We start from the raw sequence: 16499 nt of genomic DNA, 5'->3' as shown, positions 1-16499 counted from the left end.
ATCGAGTATAGCGCCGCTAATGGTGGTGGCTGCGCCGTTTGCAAGGTCCGCCGGAGCGTGGCAGCGGCTCGTGTAACATCCTGGGGATGACCACGGAAAAGCCAAAGCCGGAGGCCGAAGACGACCTCGTCTGGCGCCCCCGCGTGACCGTTGCGACCATCGTGCCCAAGGACGACCGCTATCTGCTCGTCGAAGAGGAGATCCGCGGCCGCCTGCTCCTGAACCAGCCGGCCGGACATCTGGAGCCGGGCGAATCCCTCACCGATGCCGCGCGCCGCGAAACGCGCGAGGAGACCCGCTGGGAGGTGGAGCTGGATTGCCTGGTCGGCATCCATCAGTGGGTGAATCCCGAGTTCGACCGGCATTTCCTGCGCTTCACCTTCGCCGCGCACCCGGTGCGCCACCACCGGCAGCAGGCTCTCGACAGCGGCATCAAGGCCGCCGTCTGGATGAGCCGCACCGAGATCGAAGCGGCGACGCCGCGTCTGCGCAGTCCGCTGATCCTGGCAAGCATCGACGCCTGGCTCGGCGGGCGGCGGCTGCCGCTGTCGCTACTGCAGCATCTCGTGCCGGGCCCCGACCGCGCATGAGCGGCTCCCTGGTCATGGTCGGCGTGTCCGGTGGCGTGGACTCGTCGGTCGCGGCCTTGCTGCTCAAGCGCCAGGGGCGCCGGGTTGCCGGGCTGTTCATGAAGAACTGGGAAGACGACGGCCGCCTCGGCGAATGCGATGCCGACCGCGATCGTCTGGACGCGCTGCGCGTCTGTGCCGCGCTCGACCTGCCGTTTCATACGCGCAATTTCTCCGGCGAATACTGGAACCAGGTGTTCACGCATTTCCTGGCCGAGTATCGCGCCGGCCGCACGCCGAATCCGGACGTGCTGTGCAATCGCGAGATCAAGTTCCGCACCTTTCTCGACCAGGCGCGCGAACTCGGTGCCGACAAGATCGCGACCGGGCATTACGCCCGCATCGACGAGGCCGATGGCCGCTACCGCCTGCTGCGCGGCCGCGACGAGAACAAGGACCAGAGCTATTTCCTCTACACGTTGGGCCAGACCCAGCTCTCAGCCACGGAGTTCCCGGTCGGCGAGCTGCACAAGCCGCGGGTCCGCGAGCTCGCGCGCGAGGCCGGCCTCATCACTCACGCCAAGAAAGACTCCACCGGCATCTGCTTCATTGGCGAACGCGATTTCCGCGAGTTCCTGGCGCAGTACATCCCGGCCCAGGCCGGCGAGATCGTCACGCCCGAAGGCGCTGTGATCGGCGAGCACCAGGGCGTCATGTACTACACGCTCGGCCAGCGTCAGGGTCTGGGCATCGGCGGACGCCGCGATGCGGACGGCCAGCCTTGGTACGTTGTCGGCAAGGACCTTGCGACGCGCCGGCTCATCGTCGCTCAGGGCAACGGCAATCGCTGGCTGGACTCGCGCCGGCTGTGCGCGGACGAAGCCAGCTGGACGGCCGGCGCAGCCCCGGCGGACGGGCTGCGCTGCACGGCCAGGACGCGCTACCGCCAAGCTGACCAAGCCTGCACCCTGGAATTTGCCGGCACCGGCCTCAACGTGCATTTCGACGAGGCACAGCGCGCGGTCACGCCGGGCCAGTCCATCGTGTTCTACAGAGGCGAGGAATGCCTCGGCGGCGCGGTGATCGCAGCCACCGACGCGCCCTACGGCGGGCTTTCAGCACAAGGATGAACGCATGAACGAAGCTCAAGTCATCGCGCTGGCCGGCGTGTTCCAGGCCGCCGCGCTCGTGCGTGCCACAGCGACCAGCGGCAGCCAGGATGCCGCGGCGCTGGAAGCGAGCATCGCGAGCATCCTGCGCGTCGACGTGGACGACGCCGCGAGCGCGTTCGGCGGCCTGGGCAATCTGCGGCTCGGCCTTGAAGCGATGGTGCAGCAGCTCGACCGCAGTCCAGGCGACGTGGCGATCAGCCAGATTGCCGTCACCGTGTTGCGCGTGGAACGCAAGCTGTCCGCGCGGCCGGAGATGTTGCAGGCCTTGCGCGACGGCATCGAGGCGATCCAGCGTCAGGTCGATCACCTCGGTGTGACCCATTCGAGCGTGCTCGCGCGCCTGTCCGAGTTGTACGCCAACACCCTGTCCAACCTGCGTCCGCGCGTCGTGGTGCAGGGCAACCCGCTGTATCTGCAGCAGCCGGCCCAGGTCGAACGCATCCGTTCGACGCTGCTAGCCGGTGTGCGCGCCGCAGTACTCTGGCGCCAGCTCGGTGGCAGCCAGTGGCAGCTACTGTTCAAACGCAGTCAGGTGGTCATGCTGGCGCGGGGTATGCTGAGTCGCGCGAAGCTCGACGGCGCCTGAGCGGCGTGGCGCCTTGCCGCGCCGGCGCGGGATCGCCGGCGATATGCCGTTACGTCACATCAGCGACCAAAGTCGCGCGCAAAAACTGCCGTCAAACACCCGTTTGAGGCATAATGTGCCGCTTTTTTTTTGAGTAGCCGCCGCGCCGGCCCGTCCGTCCCGCCGCCGCCAGCCGGCCTCTCGTCGCCTCACTCGGATCCAGCCGCTGCACGCCAGGAGAATGGAATGAAAGACTCTTTCTCGACCCGCACCTCACTCGAGGTCAACGGTCAGCGCTACACCATCGCCAGCCTCGCCAAGCTGGGCGAGCGCTATGACCTCAAGCGCCTGCCGTTCTCGATGAAGATCCTGCTCGAGAACCTCCTGCGCCACGAGGACGGCGTCAACGTGACGCAGAAAGAGATCGAAGCCGTCGCCAACTGGGAGGCGACCAAGGAACCGGATACCGAAATTTCGTTCATGCCTGCGCGCGTGGTGCTGCAGGATTTCACAGGCGTGCCCTGTGTCGTCGATCTGGCGGCGATGCGCGACGCGGTGGTCAAGCTCGGCGGCGACGCGAGCCAGATCAATCCGCAGATTCCGTCGGAACTCGTGATCGACCATTCGGTGCAGGTCGACGTGTTCGGCAAGCCCGAGGCGCTGGATCTCAACGGCAAGATCGAGTTCGGCCGCAACATCGAACGCTATTCCTTCCTGCGCTGGGGCCAGAACGCGTTCGACAACTTCAAGGTGGTGCCGCCGAACACCGGCATCGTGCATCAGGTGAACCTCGAGAATCTGGCCCGCGTCGTCATGACGCGCAGCAACGCCGGTGACACCTGGGCTTTCCCGGACACGGTGTTCGGTACCGACTCGCACACCACGATGATCAACGGCATCGGCGTGCTCGGCTGGGGCGTCGGCGGCATCGAGGCGGAAGCCGCGATGCTCGGCCAGCCCTCGTCGATGCTGATTCCACAGGTCGTCGGTTTCAGGCTCAGCGGCAAGCTGCCGGAAGGTGCGACCGCGACCGACCTGGTACTGACCGTCACCCAGACGCTGCGCAAGCATGGCGTGGTCGGCAAGTTCGTCGAGTTCTTCGGGCCGGGCCTGGACCACCTGCCGCTGGCCGACCGCGCGACGATCGCGAACATGGCGCCGGAATACGGCGCGACCTGCGGCATCTTCCCGATCGACAGTGAAGCGCTGAGCTATCTGCGCCTGTCCGGCCGTGACGAAGCGCTGATCAACCTTGTGGAAGCCTATGCCAAGGCCCAGGGTCTGTGGCGCGACCCCGGCCAGCCCGACGCGGAATACAGCTCGGTGCTGAGCCTGGACCTCGCCGACATCAAGCCGTCGATGGCCGGGCCCAAGCGCCCGCAGGACCGCGTGCTGCTTGAAAATGTCGAGGCCAACTACCGGGAAGCGCTGGCCCCGATGGCGGACGCACGCGCGACGAAGAGCAAGTCGGCGACGCCGGGCTCGGCCAAGGTCTGCAAGGACGGTAGCGAATACACCCTGAAGGACGGCGCCGTCGTGATCGCGGCGATCACTTCCTGCACCAACACCTCCAACCCGGCGGTCATGCTCGGCGCCGGCCTGCTCGCGCGCAACGCGGTCGCGAAGGGTCTCAAGGTGGCACCGTGGGTCAAGACCTCGCTCGGCCCGGGCTCGCTGGTCGTCACCGACTATCTGAAGAAGGCCGGCGTCCTCAAGCACCTGGAACAACTGGGCTTTTACGTCGTCGGCTACGGCTGCACGACCTGCATCGGCAACTCCGGCCCGTTGCCGGAAGAGGTCTCCGCCGGCGTCGCCGAAGGCGATCTGATCGTGACCTCCGTGCTCTCGGGCAACCGCAACTTCGAAGGCCGCGTGCATCCCGAAGTCAAGATGAACTACCTGGCCTCGCCGCCACTGGTCGTCGCCTACGCGATCGCCGGCACCGTCGATACGGATCTGTCCAAGGATCCGATCGGCCATGACGAAGCCGGCAAGGCGGTCTTCCTGCGCGACATCTGGCCGACGAACAAGGAAATCGGCGACGTCATCGCCGAGACAGTTGGCCCCGAGATGTTCAAGAAGAACTATGCCGATGTATTCAAGGGCGACAGCCGCTGGAACCAGATCGCCTCGGCCGAGGGCGAGATCTACGCCTGGGACAGCACCTCCACGTACATCAAGAATCCGCCCTACTTCGACGGCATGACGATGAACGTCGGCAAGATCGAGGACATTTTCGGCGCACGCGCGCTGGGCCTGTTCGGCGACTCGATCACGACCGACCACATCTCGCCCGCCGGCGACATCAAGGCCAGTTCCCCGGCCGGCGCCTTCCTTCAGGGACGCGGCGTGTCGAAGATCGATTTCAACTCGTACGGCTCGCGCCGCGGCAACGACGACGTGATGGTGCGCGGCACATTCGCCAACATCCGCATCAAGAACCTGATGCTGGGCGGCGAGGAAGGCGGCAACACCTACCACTACCCGGACGGCGCCAAGCTGTCGATCTACGACGCGGCGATGCGCTACAAGACCGAAGGCGTACCGCTCGTCGTCATCGCCGGCAAGGAATACGGCACGGGTTCCTCTCGTGACTGGGCGGCCAAGGGCACCATGCTGCTCGGCGTCAAGGCCGTGATCGCCGAGAGCTTCGAGCGCATCCATCGCTCCAACCTCGTCGGCATGGGTGTGCTGCCGCTGCAGTTCAAGGATGGCGAGAATGCGCAGACCATCGGCCTCAAGGGCGATGAAGTGTTCGAGATCGCCGGTCTCAACGACGGCGAGGCGCGTGAGATCGACGTGCTGGCCAAGGGCGCGACCGAAACCAAGCGCTTCACGGTCAAGGTGCTGCTGCTGACGCCAAAGGAAGTCGAATACTTCCGCCATGGCGGCATCCTGCCCTACGTGCTGCGCCAGCTCGCGGCGGCGCCAAAGGCGGCCTGAGGTCCATGCGATGGCGGCGCCGGTCTCCGGCGCCGCCCGCTTCGCGACCCGCCGGCAATTCGATTCGCGCGCGCTGGTGCCGCGCAGGGTTCAGCGTGTGCAGTGCTTTCCGCGTGACCCATACGCGATGGCGCAGGGACGCCCAGGGTCGCCCGCCTGTGCCAGGACTGGCCGCCTCACCGCGCTGAACGGCGCTATTTGCCGCGCTTGAGCGCCGCCCGCGTTTCGCCTTTCCACATGCGCTCGTCGTACAGGAATTCGTCGCTGCTGCGGATCTGCAGCTGACCGTACAGCGGCGAAGCGGCGCGCAGCAGCACGTTGCGTTCGCTCGACGACAGCACGCTCGGCACGCTCAGTCCCAGTGCGTCGGAATGACGCGCCCAGCGGTCACCGGCGGCGCGCGCGGCGGTCGGATCGTCGCTGCGCCAGTTGACCGGCTTGTCGCCGACCTCCTCGATGTTCTCCACCACAGCATCCGCCGGCAGTTCGATGCACAGCTTCACATGCGGGATGGTGCGGAATTCCAGCGCCAGGTGGACGAACTTCTCCAGCAGCGCGAGCGATTCGCTGGCGGCGGTATACAGGATCGCCGTACCGGCCGAATGCCAGCGGCCGGGCCATGCCTTGGCGCCTTCGACCGACAGCGGCGAGTGCATGAACTCCTTGCGGATGATGCGCCAGACGATCACGGTACGATGCCGTGGTAGACCTGTTCGAGCAGCAGGATCACGGCTTCGGTGCCGGCGGCGTTGTCGATGAGATCCAGCGGAATCCGACCGTCCAGGCCCGGTTGCGGTCGCCCCATCCAGGAGCGGACGTTGTCGTCGCTGACCAGTACGCGCTGGGCGACGCCTAGCACGCCGATGATGCGATACAGCGCGTCCGCCTCGGCGCCGGTCAGGTCGGCCTTGTCCTTGAAGCGCCGCTCCAGCGTCGACGGACTGACCCGCAGCAGCCGGGCCAGCCGTTCACGCGCGATGCCGAGATTCGACGCGGCTGCATCGGCGACCGACAGGGACAGGCCCTTGCGCAGAAGTGCATCGAACTGCAGCGCCGTTGCCGGCACGCGGAAGCGGGACGTGCCGCGGTTGGATTGCAGAAACCGCGAGACGTCCTCGGCGGTGGCACTCATTACCGTTCTCCAAATGACAGTTCAATCGCTGTCAGATGCGGAATATACGCGCGATTTCCAGCGCGCGTCACGTCGGCCCAGCGCCGCGTCAGCGGTCGAAGCGATGACTCAGCGCTGGCGCCAGCTCGCACTGATGCATTGCCAGTCACCGCCTACCTGCTTCCAGCCGGTTTCCACGTCATAGATCGCGCCGCGCTCCGGCAACAGGCCACCGGCACCGCCGCTCAGCGTAACCGTCATCGTCGCGGTCGCGCGCGGCGCCTGTATCGTGACCTCGATCGGGCCGATCAGCACGCCCACCGACTCGTTGCGCAGGAACTGCGCACGCAGCAGGTTGTGCAGGGAGGGGCGGTCGAAACCGGCCTCCTGGCCCGCGAAGTCCTCGGCCACATGCGCCATGAAGTCGCGCGGATTGCGCGTTTCGACCGCCGACTCCATCGCCGCGATCGTCTCGCGGATACGTGTTTCGTCCGGCGTGCGGCTGCACGCCGCGACTGTCAGCACAAGCAAAGCAGCGAGTATTGGCAAGGCCAATCGCATGAGCGGTTCCGGAAGCGGCGGGCATCCGATTGGCGCACAGCTCGCGTCTCGCTGCAATGCGGCTTGCTGCATTTTCCAGGCGTGTGCTCCAATCGGGCGTAATCCGCCGCCGTACAGCGGCAATGACGCCAATCCTGCCCGAGGCAATTCCCACGATGAGCACCCAACGACCCTGGCTCGCGAACTATCCTTCCGGCGTTCCGGCCGAGATCGATCTTCACGAGTATTCCTCGGTCGTCGCCGTGCTCGAATCATCTTGCGAGCGTTTCCGCGAACGTCCTGCCTTCTCCAACATGGGCAAGCAGCTTCGCTACGATGAGGTCGATCGCCTCAGCCGGCAGTTCGCCGCGTTCCTGACCGAAGACCTCGGGCTCAAGCGCGGCGACCGGGTCGCGCTGATGATGCCTAACGTGCTGCAGTATCCGATCGCGATCTTCGGCGTGTTGCGTGCCGGTCTGACCGTCGTCAACACCAATCCGATGTATACGCCGCGCGAGCTCAAGCACCAGCTCGTCGATTCGGGTGCGGCTGCGATCGTCGTGCTGGACAACTTCGCCGCGACCGTCGCCGAGGTGCTGCGCGACACGCCGGTAAAGCACGTCATCACGACAGGCCTGGGCGACCTGCTCGGCTTTCCGAAGGCGCTGCTCACCAATTTCGTCGTCAAGTACGTCAAGAAGCTCGTACCGCCATTCCAGATCGAAGGCCATATCCGATTCAATGAAGCGCTAGCGCGCGGCGGGCGCCAGACCTTCAAGCGCACCGAGCTGACTCACGACGACATCGCTTTCCTTCAGTACACCGGCGGGACGACCGGCGTGGCCAAGGGCGCCATGCTGACCCACGGCAATCTCGTCGCGAACATGCAGCAGGCGTCGACATGGATCGGCCGCAACGCCAAGCTCGGCCACGAAATCATCATCACGGCGCTGCCGCTGTATCACATCTTCGCGCTCACCGCGAATGGACTCGTCTTCATGAAGTTCGGCGGGTTGAACTACCTGATCACGAATCCGCGCGACATGGCCGGCTTCGTCAAGGAACTCGGCAACGTTCGTTTCACCGCGATCACCGGCGTGAACACCTTGTTCAACGGCCTGCTGAACACACCAGGCTTCGACCAGATCGATTTCTCCAGCCTGCACCTGACGCTAGGCGGCGGCATGGCCGTGCAGCGCGCCGTCGCCGAACGCTGGAAGAAAGTCACCGGCATCACGCTCGTGGAGGCCTACGGCCTGACCGAAACCTCGCCGGCGGCCTGCATGAATCCGCTGGACCTGCCCGAATACAACGCCTCGATCGGCCTGCCGATCTCCTCGACCGAAGTGTCCGTCCAGGACGACAACGGCAACGAACTGCCGATCGGCGAAACGGGCGAACTTTGCGTGCGCGGACCGCAGGTCATGAAGGGCTATTGGAACCGGCCCGAGGAAACCGCCAAGGTGCTCACCGACAGCGGCTGGCTGCACACCGGCGACATCGCGCGCATGGACGACAAGGGCTACGTCTACATCGTCGATCGCAAGAAGGACATGATTCTGGTGTCCGGTTTCAACGTATATCCGAACGAGGTCGAGGACGTGGTCGCGACCCATCCGGGCGTGCTCGAGGTTGCTGCGATCGGCGTGCCCGACGACAAGTCGGGCGAGGCAGTCAAGATCGTCGTCGTGCGCAAGGATCCCAAGCTCACGGCCGAGGATCTGCGCCAGCACTGCAAGCTCAACCTGACCGGCTACAAGCAGCCGCGTTTCATCGAGTTCCGTGATTCGCTGCCCAAGAGCAATGTCGGCAAGATCCTGCGCCGCGAACTGCGTGACGCGCCGAAGACGGCCGCGTAGACGCCGGGCGTCGCATAAGCAAAAAGCCCGCCTTCCGGCGGGCTTTTTGCTTGTGGAGGTGCGGCAGAGCGGTCAGTTTCGGTACGACTCGAGCGAATCCGCATAGCCGCCAAGCAGGTTCCACAGCGGCTCTTCCTTGTTTTCGGGAATGCGCGCGTAGGCGAAACCGATGCTTTCCGGCGTCACGCGGGCGACCGTCGCTTCCACGTGGATATTGAGTTCGTCGCCGATCATCATGTCGAGTACGAATCGGTCGCCGGCCTTGCCCGTGAATGCGTCGGGACGACGCACCAGCACGCCGGTTGCGGAGATGTCTTCGAGTTCGCTCGACCACGCATCGGCACCGTGCATCATCAGCACGGCCGAGCGTATTTTCATGCGAGCTGGGCGCACTCCCGCCCGCGTCTTACGATCATTCATGCTGAGCATCCTGCAACCCCCCGTGGGCCGGCCCTCTTTCTAGCGAAGCCGCGCATCGAAATCAAACTATTCAGAATCACGAACCATGCCAAAAGTCTCGCAGGGGGTAGTCTGATCGCGCAGAGATTTCCACTCACGGGTCTTTCTCCTCGCTGCGACGCGACTTGAGCACGACGCCGCGCACCAGGCTGCCCTGGCCGAAACGCCGATTGATCCGGTCGGCCAGAGTATCGCTACCCGCGGCTGGCACGAACAGCCCGCCTTGCACCTCCGCAGCGAACTGGCTCATACCGATGCCGAGCAGTCGAAGGCTCGGATTCTTCTCCGCTTCCCACCAACGCCGCAGCAACGTGCGGCCCGCGTCGATCAGTGCATCGGTCGAATCGGTAGGATGAGCAAGACTGAGCTGGCGCGTATGCGTCTCGAACGGCGGCTTTCGCAGCTTCACGGTCACTGTGCGACCGCGCAACTCGTGCGCGCGCAGGCGCTCGCCAACGCGTTCGGCCAGACGGGCCAGCCAGGACAGGGCCTGCTCCAAAGTGGTCAGGTCAGTGACAAAAGTGGTCTCCGCACTGACGGATTTTTCCGCCGCTTCCGCGTCGACGGCGCGATCGTCGAGCCCGCGCGCCAGACGTTGCCAGTGTTCGGCCTGGTTGCCACACGCCTGGCGCAGACGGCGCGGTTCGGCGAAGCGCAGTTCGCCCACGGTGCGTATGCCCAGGCGGTGCAGGCCGGCTTCAGCCACCTTGCCTACAGTCCAGAGCCGGCCGACGGGTAGCGGATCGAGCAGCGCATGGACCTGCTCAGGCCGCACGCGCAGGAACCCGTCGGGCTTGGACAGCTCGCTTGCCAGCTTCGCCAAAAGCTTGTTGTGCGCCATGCCGACCGACGCTACGAGGCCGGTACGGCTGAAGATCTCCTGCTTCAAATAGCGTCCGATGTTCTCGACCTCGCCGCCGAACAGGCGCAGGCTGCGCGTGACGTCCATGAAGGCCTCGTCGAGCGAGAGACCTTCGATCTCCGGCGTTACTTCCCCGAACACGGCGAAGACCTCGGCCGATATCTCCCTGTAGCGCGCCATCCGCACGGGCACGAACAGCGCCTGCGGGCAGAGCTTCTTCGCCGTCAGGGTCGGCATGGCCGAGTGCACCCCGAAGCGGCGTGCTTCATAGCTCGCGGTGGACACGACGCTGCGCGGACCCAGCTCTCCAACGACCAGCGGCAGGCCGCGCCACTGCGGGTGATCGAGCACTTCGATCGCCGCGTAGAACGCGTCCATGTCGACGTGGATGATGGATCGTCCGGTCTGCATGCGCACAGTCTGCCGCGCTTGACGAATTTCGTCTGCGTGCCCCAGGCTCGCCGGATGACCTTGCGCATCCAGATCCACCCAGACAACCCCCAGGCGCGCCTGATCGGCCAGGCCGTCGCCGTGCTCGACCGCGGCGGGCTGATCGCCTACCCCACCGATTCGGGATACGCATTGGGGTGGCGTCTGACCGCCCAGCCGGCGCAGGAACGCGTGGCTCGGCTGCGAAAGCTGGACAGCAGGCACAACTTCACTTTAATCTGTCGCCACTTGAGTGAGGTCGGCGCGTACGCCCGCATGCACGATGCGGCGTTCCGAATGGTCCGATCCCTGACTCCCGGCCCCTACACTTTCCTTCTCCCTGCGGCTGCCGATGTTCCACGGCACCTCAAGCAGGCCAAGAAACGTTCCGTAGGCGTCCGCATTCCGGACCATCGCGTGGCACTCGCGCTGGTCGAAGCATTGGGCGAGCCGCTCTCGAGCTCCAGCCTGATACTGCCGGACGAGGACATGGCGGGCTGGGAAGTCGACGACCTGTACGACCATGTAAGTTCCGCCGTCGACCTGTTTGTCGACAGCGGTTTCTGCGGCAACGAACCGACGACCGTGATCGACCTTCTGGACGACACGCCCCGGCTCGTACGCCAGGGCAAGGGCGAAGTGCCATTCGTCTGAACACGATGGAATAGGCCTTCAAGGCCCGCATGCCGCGGTGAGCGCGGCGAACAGCGTAGAGACCAGCATCCGCTAGATGAGCACCGAGTCTGCCGAGCAACTCGCGCCCAGCGAGGGCCAAGGCATTTTCACGTCCGTACCGCAGCAGCAGGAAATGCCGCTGGCGATCGTGAGAGGCCAGCCCGTGCTGCAGATGCCGCAGGATCTCTATATTCCGCCGGACGCGCTCGAAGTCATTCTCGAGGCTTTCGAGGGTCCGCTGGACCTGCTGCTCTACCTGATCCGCCGGCAAAATCTCGACATCCTGGACATACCGGTCGCCGAGATCACGCGCCAGTACGTCGCCTACATCGAGCTGATGCAGAACCTCAAGCTCGAGCTCGCCGCGGAATACCTGGTCATGGCCGCCATTCTGGCCGAGATCAAGTCGCGCCTGCTGCTGCCGCGGCCGCCGGAAGCGGAAGGCATCGAGGACGATCCGCGCGCGGAACTCATCCGCCGCCTGCAGGAATACGAGCGCTTCAAGAAGGCTTCGGTCGACATCGAGGCGATGCCGCGGCTCGAGCGCGACCTGTCGCTGGCCTCGGCCTTCGTGCCCGACCGCAGCGTCGTGCGTCTGCCAACGCCAGTGGACCTGAAAGAACTGCTTCTCGCGCTGAAGGACGTGCTGCGCCGCGCCGACCTGACCGGCAATCATGCGATCCAGCGCGAGGCGCTGTCCGTGCGCCAGCGCATGAGCGATGTACTGGGCCGCCTCGGCAACGGCGAATTCCACCGCTTCGAAAGCCTGTTCAATCCTGAAGAAGGACGCCGCGGCATCGTGGTGACCTTCCTCGCCATGCTCGAGCTGGCCAAGGAAACCCTGATCGAGATCGTGCAGAACGATGTACCCGGACCGATCTATATCAAGGCCATTGTCGTCGACGGCGGGCAGCCGGCCGTGACGGCCGACGGCGATGAAGCCGCCGACGTGATGGAAACCCCTTGATGGATCCGCAACTGCTCAAGCGTGCGATCGAGGCCATCCTGCTGGCGGCGGCTCAGCCGCTGTCGCTGACCCAGCTCGCCGCGCTGTTCACTGAAGAAGAAGCCGTCAGCAACGAAGATCTGATCAGCGCGCTGCAGGCTCTGGCGGAGGACTGCGCCGAGCGCGGTGTCGAGCTCAAGGAGGTAGCTTCAGGCTACCGCTACCAGATCCGCGAGGACGTGCATCACTGGGTGACTCGCCTGTGGACCGAACGCCCGACCAAGTATTCACGCGCGCTGCTCGAAACCCTGGCCCTGATCGCCTATCGTCAACCGATTACCCGCGCCGAGATCGAGCAGATCCGCGGAGTGGCGGTGTCGTCGTCCATCGTCAAGACGTTGGAAGAACGTGAGTGGATACGCGTCGTCGGTTACCGCGACGTGCCGGGACGCCCTGCCCTGTTCGGCACATCGCGCATCTTTCTCGACTATTTCAATCTGAAGTCGCTGGACGAGCTGCCTCCGCTGGCGGATATCCGCGACCTCGACGAATACGATCCGCAGATGGACCTGGCTCCCGTCATGCGTCCGTCGCTCGAGTTGCCGCCTGAGGAAGAGGATGCACAGCCGTCCGCGGCAGCAGCCGAACAGGGCGAAACGATGGCCAGCGACGGTGCAGCCACGATCACGACTGTCGCCGAACCCGACGCCAGCGCTGCAGCGACCGGTGGCCCGGTCGATGCCATCGCGATCGAGACCGCCGAGCCAGCCGTATCTGACGCCGGATCCGTCGTTCACGAATCGGCCGGAAACGCCTGGGCCGAAGGCGACGATGACGATACCGTCGTCGACGGCAGCGAATCAGCAGAACTCCCCGCCGATGATGACGTCGCGGATCGCGATCCACCCGATTCCGACTACCCCGACTCCAATCCACCCGATCCTGATTTTCCCTCGGACGACGGCAACGTCGATCCGACCGACACCACGACGTCCGACGACGTCCCGGAGCACACCGCATGACCGCTGCACCCCGCCGCACCCTCACCCTCAAGCGCAACCAGACCGATGACAACGCAACCGTTGTCGAGGAGCGCCTGCATAAGGTCCTGGCCAACGCCGGCCTCGGATCCCGCCGGTTGCTGGAGCAGCGCATCCAGAACGGCGAGATTTCGGTCAACGGCACGCCGGCGACGATCGGCCTGAGCGTCAAGAGCGGCGATCGCGTCGAACTCGACGGCAAGCTGTTCGTCGTGATCCGCGACGACGCGGAGCAGGCTCAGGTGCTGGTCTACCACAAGCCCGAGGGTGTGGTGACCACGCGCGAAGATCCCGAAGGCCGGCCCACCGTGTTCGAGCAGCTGCCGCGCCTCAAGGGCCAGCGCTGGATCGCAGTTGGCCGTCTCGACATCAACACTACTGGCCTTTTGCTGCTGACCACCGACGGCAACCTGGCCAATGCGCTGATGCATCCGTCGAGCGAAATCGAGCGCGAATACATCTGCCGCGTGCATGGCGAGGTGCCCGACGAGGCCCTGGAACGCCTCAAGGCAGGCATCGAGCTCGACGACGGTCCGGCCCATTTTGACGACATCGGCGTGATCAGCCGCAGTGGCAGCCATTCCTGGTTTCGCGTCGTCATAAAAGAAGGCCGCAATCGTGAAGTGCGCCGGCTCTGGGATGCCGCTGGTTTTCTGGTGAGCCGCCTCAAGCGCGTGCGCTACGGCACTGTCGAGCTACCGCGTCCGCTCAAGCGCGGCCATTCCCAGGAGCTCGACGCAGAAGACACCAAGGCGCTGCGCGAGGTTTGCGGCGCGACGCAGGGTGAGCCGACCCTGACCCTGCAGCCGGTTATCCATCAGCGCCGCGCCAGCCAGGCGGCGGTCACCGAATACCGTCCCTCGCCGCGGACCGGCCAGCAGGCCTGGGTCGGCGCAGACCGCGCCGAGGCACGCGAGCTGACACGCTTTGATCGCATCCGCGACGACGCGCCCGGCCGGCCGGGACGTGGCGGTCCGCGCGGTCCCAAGCGTTTCGGCGCGGGCGCGGGCGCTGGCGCACCGCGTGGCGCAGGTCCTGGCCGCGGCGGTCGCGTGGTCGACGGCAATACCGACAAGCCGCAGCGCCGTCCTCCGACGGGTCGCCGCGGCGCCGCGCCGGGCCAGGAAGTGGTCATGCAGCGCACCTGGTCGGCCGGCGACGAATTCAATCGTGGCGCCAACCGCGGCAGCGGCCGTCCCGGTGGCGGTCCTGGCGGTCCCGGCCGCGGTGCGCCGCCGCGGGGTCCGCGCGGTGATGGTGCGCCTCCGCGCGCCCCCCGCGGCGAAGGTGCCGCCCGCGACGGCGGCGGTAGCCGCAATGCGTGGGGCAATGACAACCGCGGCAACATAGGCACGCGCCCACCGGGCGGTGACGACACGCGCGGCAACCGCGGCGGCCTCCCCTACGGGCATCCGGGCAGCGCAGATCACGGCAATCGTGCGGAGCCCAACGGCAACCGTGTCGGTTACGGCGAACGCTCGGGCAATCGCGGACCCGGCGATCGTGGCTCCTCGCCGTACGGTGAACGCACGGCGCGCGGTCCGGGCGGTCCAGGCGGACGTCCCGGCGGCGGCGGCAGGCCAGGGGGTAACAACAACCGACCGGGCGGCAATCGACCCGCCGGCGGCGCCGGCGCCGGCGCACAGCCCGCGGGCGGCGCACGGCCGAGTGGCGGCGCACGGCCTGCTGGCGGTGGGCGTCCGCCGGGCGGTGGTCGTCCCGGCGGCAACCGCGGCGGCGGCCCGCGCAGCGGTAACCGCTGAGGCGCCGGCAGGTGTGCGCCCATGCTGGGCGCACCCCACAAAAAACCCCGCCAATGGCGGGGTTTTTTGTGGTCTGCCCTGTGCGTGGAATCAATCCAGCTTGAGCGACTTCTTGGTCCGCTCGCGACGGCCCGATTCCTTGGCCCGGTACTCGTCTTCGCAGCTGTTGCGCTCGACCATCACGCAATCCAGATACTCGCTGATCTCCACGAGCGCGGCGCGGATCGCCTTACCAGCAGGCGTGTTCTTTTCGGAAGCCAGATTGCCGCCGAAACCGCCGCGATAGACGCCGACCGCAACGCCGCCGCCAGACGCGCGGCCTTCGATCGTGCGCGAGAACTCGATGTCGCCGGTGCTGGTATTGACGACGCGCACGTCCACGGCCAGATAGGCGTCGCTCTTCTTGCCGCCGAGCGAGATGCCCTTGAAGCTGATGCCGCCACCCGTGGACTGGGTGTTCTCCTCATAAGCCGTCACGGTGCCCATGACCAGGTAGTCGGCGCCGGTAACTTTGCCCATCTTCGCGCCCGTACCGGATCGCACACGTCCCGAGGCGGCCAGGTTCTGCTCTTCGAGCACCTTGTCGAGCTTGGCGCGCTCGACGATCGTGAAGTTGCCGCTGGAACCGAGCTCGTTGGACAACATGCCCGACAGCTCCCAACCCACGCCGCCGCGCCACCAGCCGGCGCCGGATTCGTTCTTGAACTCGGCCACGCCAATAGCGATCTTGCCGCCAGCGGCCAGCACCGGGCTCGCCGCGAACGCGCCGGCGAAGGCCAGCGCAACACCCAGAACCCACTGTTTCATTTGCCCTGCTCCTCAGTATTGCGGATAAGTACGGCTGCCCCCTGCCGCCGTGCGGCGCCGGCCAAGCCCGGTGTCCGCCTAAGCAGGTGAATCCTGACGTTCGCTGTACGAACGGCGTCATTCTAGCGATGCCGCCATGGCCATCGCCAGCAACTCCCGTTCGTACCGCTTGCCTGAACGCGACCGGGCGGCGGATCCGAACAGGAACGCCGCCACGCCGTTTCTGGAATACGCAATACAACGGCAAAAGACGTCACGCGGGCCACGGCCGGCAGGGCCGCCGTTCAGCAAGGGGCGACGGGGCGGCCAGCGACCGCTCCGCAGCGAACGACATCATTTGCAACATATTCACAATGGAATGCGTGATCCCTGTGGATGGAACTTTGGCGGACGGCGAAGGTCGTCAGACGCATTAACCCCGGTGCAACCTCGGGTTAACGTAGCTTGCACACCGCCTGCGTATGCTATGCGCTCCGCGAACGAATCAGGGGCATTTCACATGCGCACATTGCGCACTTTGGAAACACGCGTACTTGGTTACGCGATCGAACGCATCGACGAACGCGATCACCTCGGCACCGTGCGCGCAACCTGGTATGAAGTGCTTTGTCCCGAACATGGCAACGTACTTGGCACTGGCGCCACCCGGGCCGACGCAGAACGCATCGTCATACGCCGTGAACTCGAGCAAGCGCGCCGCGCGTTGCCGCTGAACGCACCGGTCATGGCCGCCTGACAGCGCGCGGCCGCGGTCTCGCT

Annotated in this window: 16 protein-coding genes; 10 read left to right on the top strand and 6 right to left on the bottom strand. The window is 65.7% G+C overall.

Annotated elements, in window-relative coordinates; genetic code table 11:
• The first annotated feature begins 86 nt into the window (after positions 1-86).
• The 4 genes from RUU78_RS21500 to acnA all read left to right on the top strand — a co-directional run bounded on the left by RUU78_RS21500 (position 87) and on the right by acnA (position 5249).
• Entirely contained in the window at positions 87-590 is a 504-nt protein-coding gene (locus tag RUU78_RS21500; RefSeq protein WP_313919746.1) for an NUDIX hydrolase, read from the top strand.
• A complete protein-coding gene (mnmA, locus tag RUU78_RS21495; protein ID WP_313919745.1) occupies positions 587-1699 on the top strand; it encodes a tRNA 2-thiouridine(34) synthase MnmA in 1113 nt (370 codons plus the stop codon). The genes RUU78_RS21500 and mnmA overlap by 4 nt, the downstream gene beginning before the upstream one ends.
• A 4-nt stretch (positions 1700-1703) precedes the next feature.
• Positions 1704-2327: a high frequency lysogenization protein HflD gene (gene hflD, locus RUU78_RS21490; protein ID WP_313919743.1), complete on the top strand. Its 624-nt coding sequence runs from the start codon at positions 1704-1706 to the stop codon at positions 2325-2327.
• 225 nt (positions 2328-2552) lie between these two features.
• Positions 2553-5249, top strand: coding sequence for an aconitate hydratase AcnA (gene acnA, locus RUU78_RS21485; RefSeq protein ID WP_313919741.1), 2697 nt, complete (start codon positions 2553-2555; stop codon positions 5247-5249).
• Between the two features lie 194 nt (positions 5250-5443).
• Here the strand turns inward: acnA and RUU78_RS21480 are convergent, their stop codons facing one another.
• The 3 genes from RUU78_RS21480 to RUU78_RS21470 form a co-directional block, all read right to left on the bottom strand.
• Positions 5444-5938, bottom strand: a complete 495-nt coding sequence (locus RUU78_RS21480; protein ID WP_313919739.1) for an RES family NAD+ phosphorylase — start codon at positions 5936-5938, stop codon at positions 5444-5446.
• Positions 5935-6381 carry an antitoxin Xre/MbcA/ParS toxin-binding domain-containing protein gene (locus RUU78_RS21475; protein WP_313919737.1) on the bottom strand — a complete coding sequence of 149 codons (447 nt, stop codon included), beginning with the start codon at positions 6379-6381 and terminating at the stop codon, positions 5935-5937. Before RUU78_RS21475 ends, RUU78_RS21480 begins: the two co-directional genes overlap by 4 nt.
• Positions 6382-6489: 108 nt before the next feature.
• Positions 6490-6921: a hypothetical protein gene (locus tag RUU78_RS21470; RefSeq protein WP_313919735.1), complete on the bottom strand. Its 432-nt coding sequence runs from the start codon at positions 6919-6921 to the stop codon at positions 6490-6492.
• 155 nt (positions 6922-7076) lie between these two features.
• Here RUU78_RS21470 and RUU78_RS21465 point away from each other — a divergent pair, with 155 nt between their 5' ends.
• Positions 7077-8759 carry a long-chain-fatty-acid--CoA ligase gene (locus tag RUU78_RS21465; RefSeq protein WP_313919734.1) on the top strand — a complete coding sequence of 561 codons (1683 nt, stop codon included), beginning with the start codon at positions 7077-7079 and terminating at the stop codon, positions 8757-8759.
• A gap of 72 nt (positions 8760-8831) precedes the next feature.
• Here RUU78_RS21465 and RUU78_RS21460 read toward each other — a convergent pair whose 3' ends face one another.
• Positions 8832-9137: a PilZ domain-containing protein gene (locus tag RUU78_RS21460; RefSeq protein ID WP_313919732.1), complete on the bottom strand. Its 306-nt coding sequence runs from the start codon at positions 9135-9137 to the stop codon at positions 8832-8834.
• Between the two features lie 175 nt (positions 9138-9312).
• Positions 9313-10491 (bottom strand): DNA polymerase IV, encoded by a 1179-nt coding sequence (gene dinB / locus RUU78_RS21455; protein WP_313919731.1) that lies wholly within the window; start codon positions 10489-10491, stop codon positions 9313-9315.
• 54 nt (positions 10492-10545) lie between these two features.
• On the opposite strand from dinB, the gene RUU78_RS21450 reads away from it, so the two are divergent.
• The 4 genes from RUU78_RS21450 (at position 10546) to rluB (ending at position 14933) form a co-directional block, all read left to right on the top strand.
• Positions 10546-11163: an L-threonylcarbamoyladenylate synthase gene (locus tag RUU78_RS21450; protein WP_313919730.1), complete on the top strand. Its 618-nt coding sequence runs from the start codon at positions 10546-10548 to the stop codon at positions 11161-11163.
• A 76-nt stretch (positions 11164-11239) separates the two neighbouring features.
• Complete coding sequence (locus tag RUU78_RS21445; RefSeq protein WP_313919728.1) at positions 11240-12151, top strand: ScpA family protein; 912 nt, start codon at positions 11240-11242, stop codon at positions 12149-12151.
• Entirely contained in the window at positions 12151-13152 is a 1002-nt protein-coding gene (scpB, locus tag RUU78_RS21440) for an SMC-Scp complex subunit ScpB (RefSeq protein WP_313919726.1), read from the top strand. The genes RUU78_RS21445 and scpB overlap by 1 nt, the downstream gene beginning before the upstream one ends.
• Positions 13149-14933 (top strand): 23S rRNA pseudouridine(2605) synthase RluB, encoded by a 1785-nt coding sequence (gene rluB, locus RUU78_RS21435; protein ID WP_313919725.1) that lies wholly within the window; start codon positions 13149-13151, stop codon positions 14931-14933. The genes scpB and rluB overlap by 4 nt, the downstream gene beginning before the upstream one ends.
• Positions 14934-15023: 90 nt before the next feature.
• Here the strand turns inward: rluB and RUU78_RS21430 are convergent, their stop codons facing one another.
• On the bottom strand, positions 15024-15740 hold the full coding sequence (locus tag RUU78_RS21430) for a CsgG/HfaB family protein (protein ID WP_313919724.1): 717 nt from the start codon (positions 15738-15740) through the stop codon (positions 15024-15026).
• Between the two features lie 499 nt (positions 15741-16239).
• Between RUU78_RS21430 and RUU78_RS21425 the strand changes: the two genes are divergently transcribed.
• Positions 16240-16476, top strand: coding sequence for a hypothetical protein (locus RUU78_RS21425; protein WP_313919723.1), 237 nt, complete (start codon positions 16240-16242; stop codon positions 16474-16476).
• Positions 16477-16499: the final 23 nt, after the last annotated feature.

The organism is Tahibacter sp., assembly GCF_032229445.1.
Lineage (GTDB): Bacteria > Pseudomonadota > Gammaproteobacteria > Xanthomonadales > Rhodanobacteraceae > Tahibacter.
Note: the sequence above shows the minus strand (reverse complement) of the source record. Positions and strands in the feature narration are given on the sequence as shown.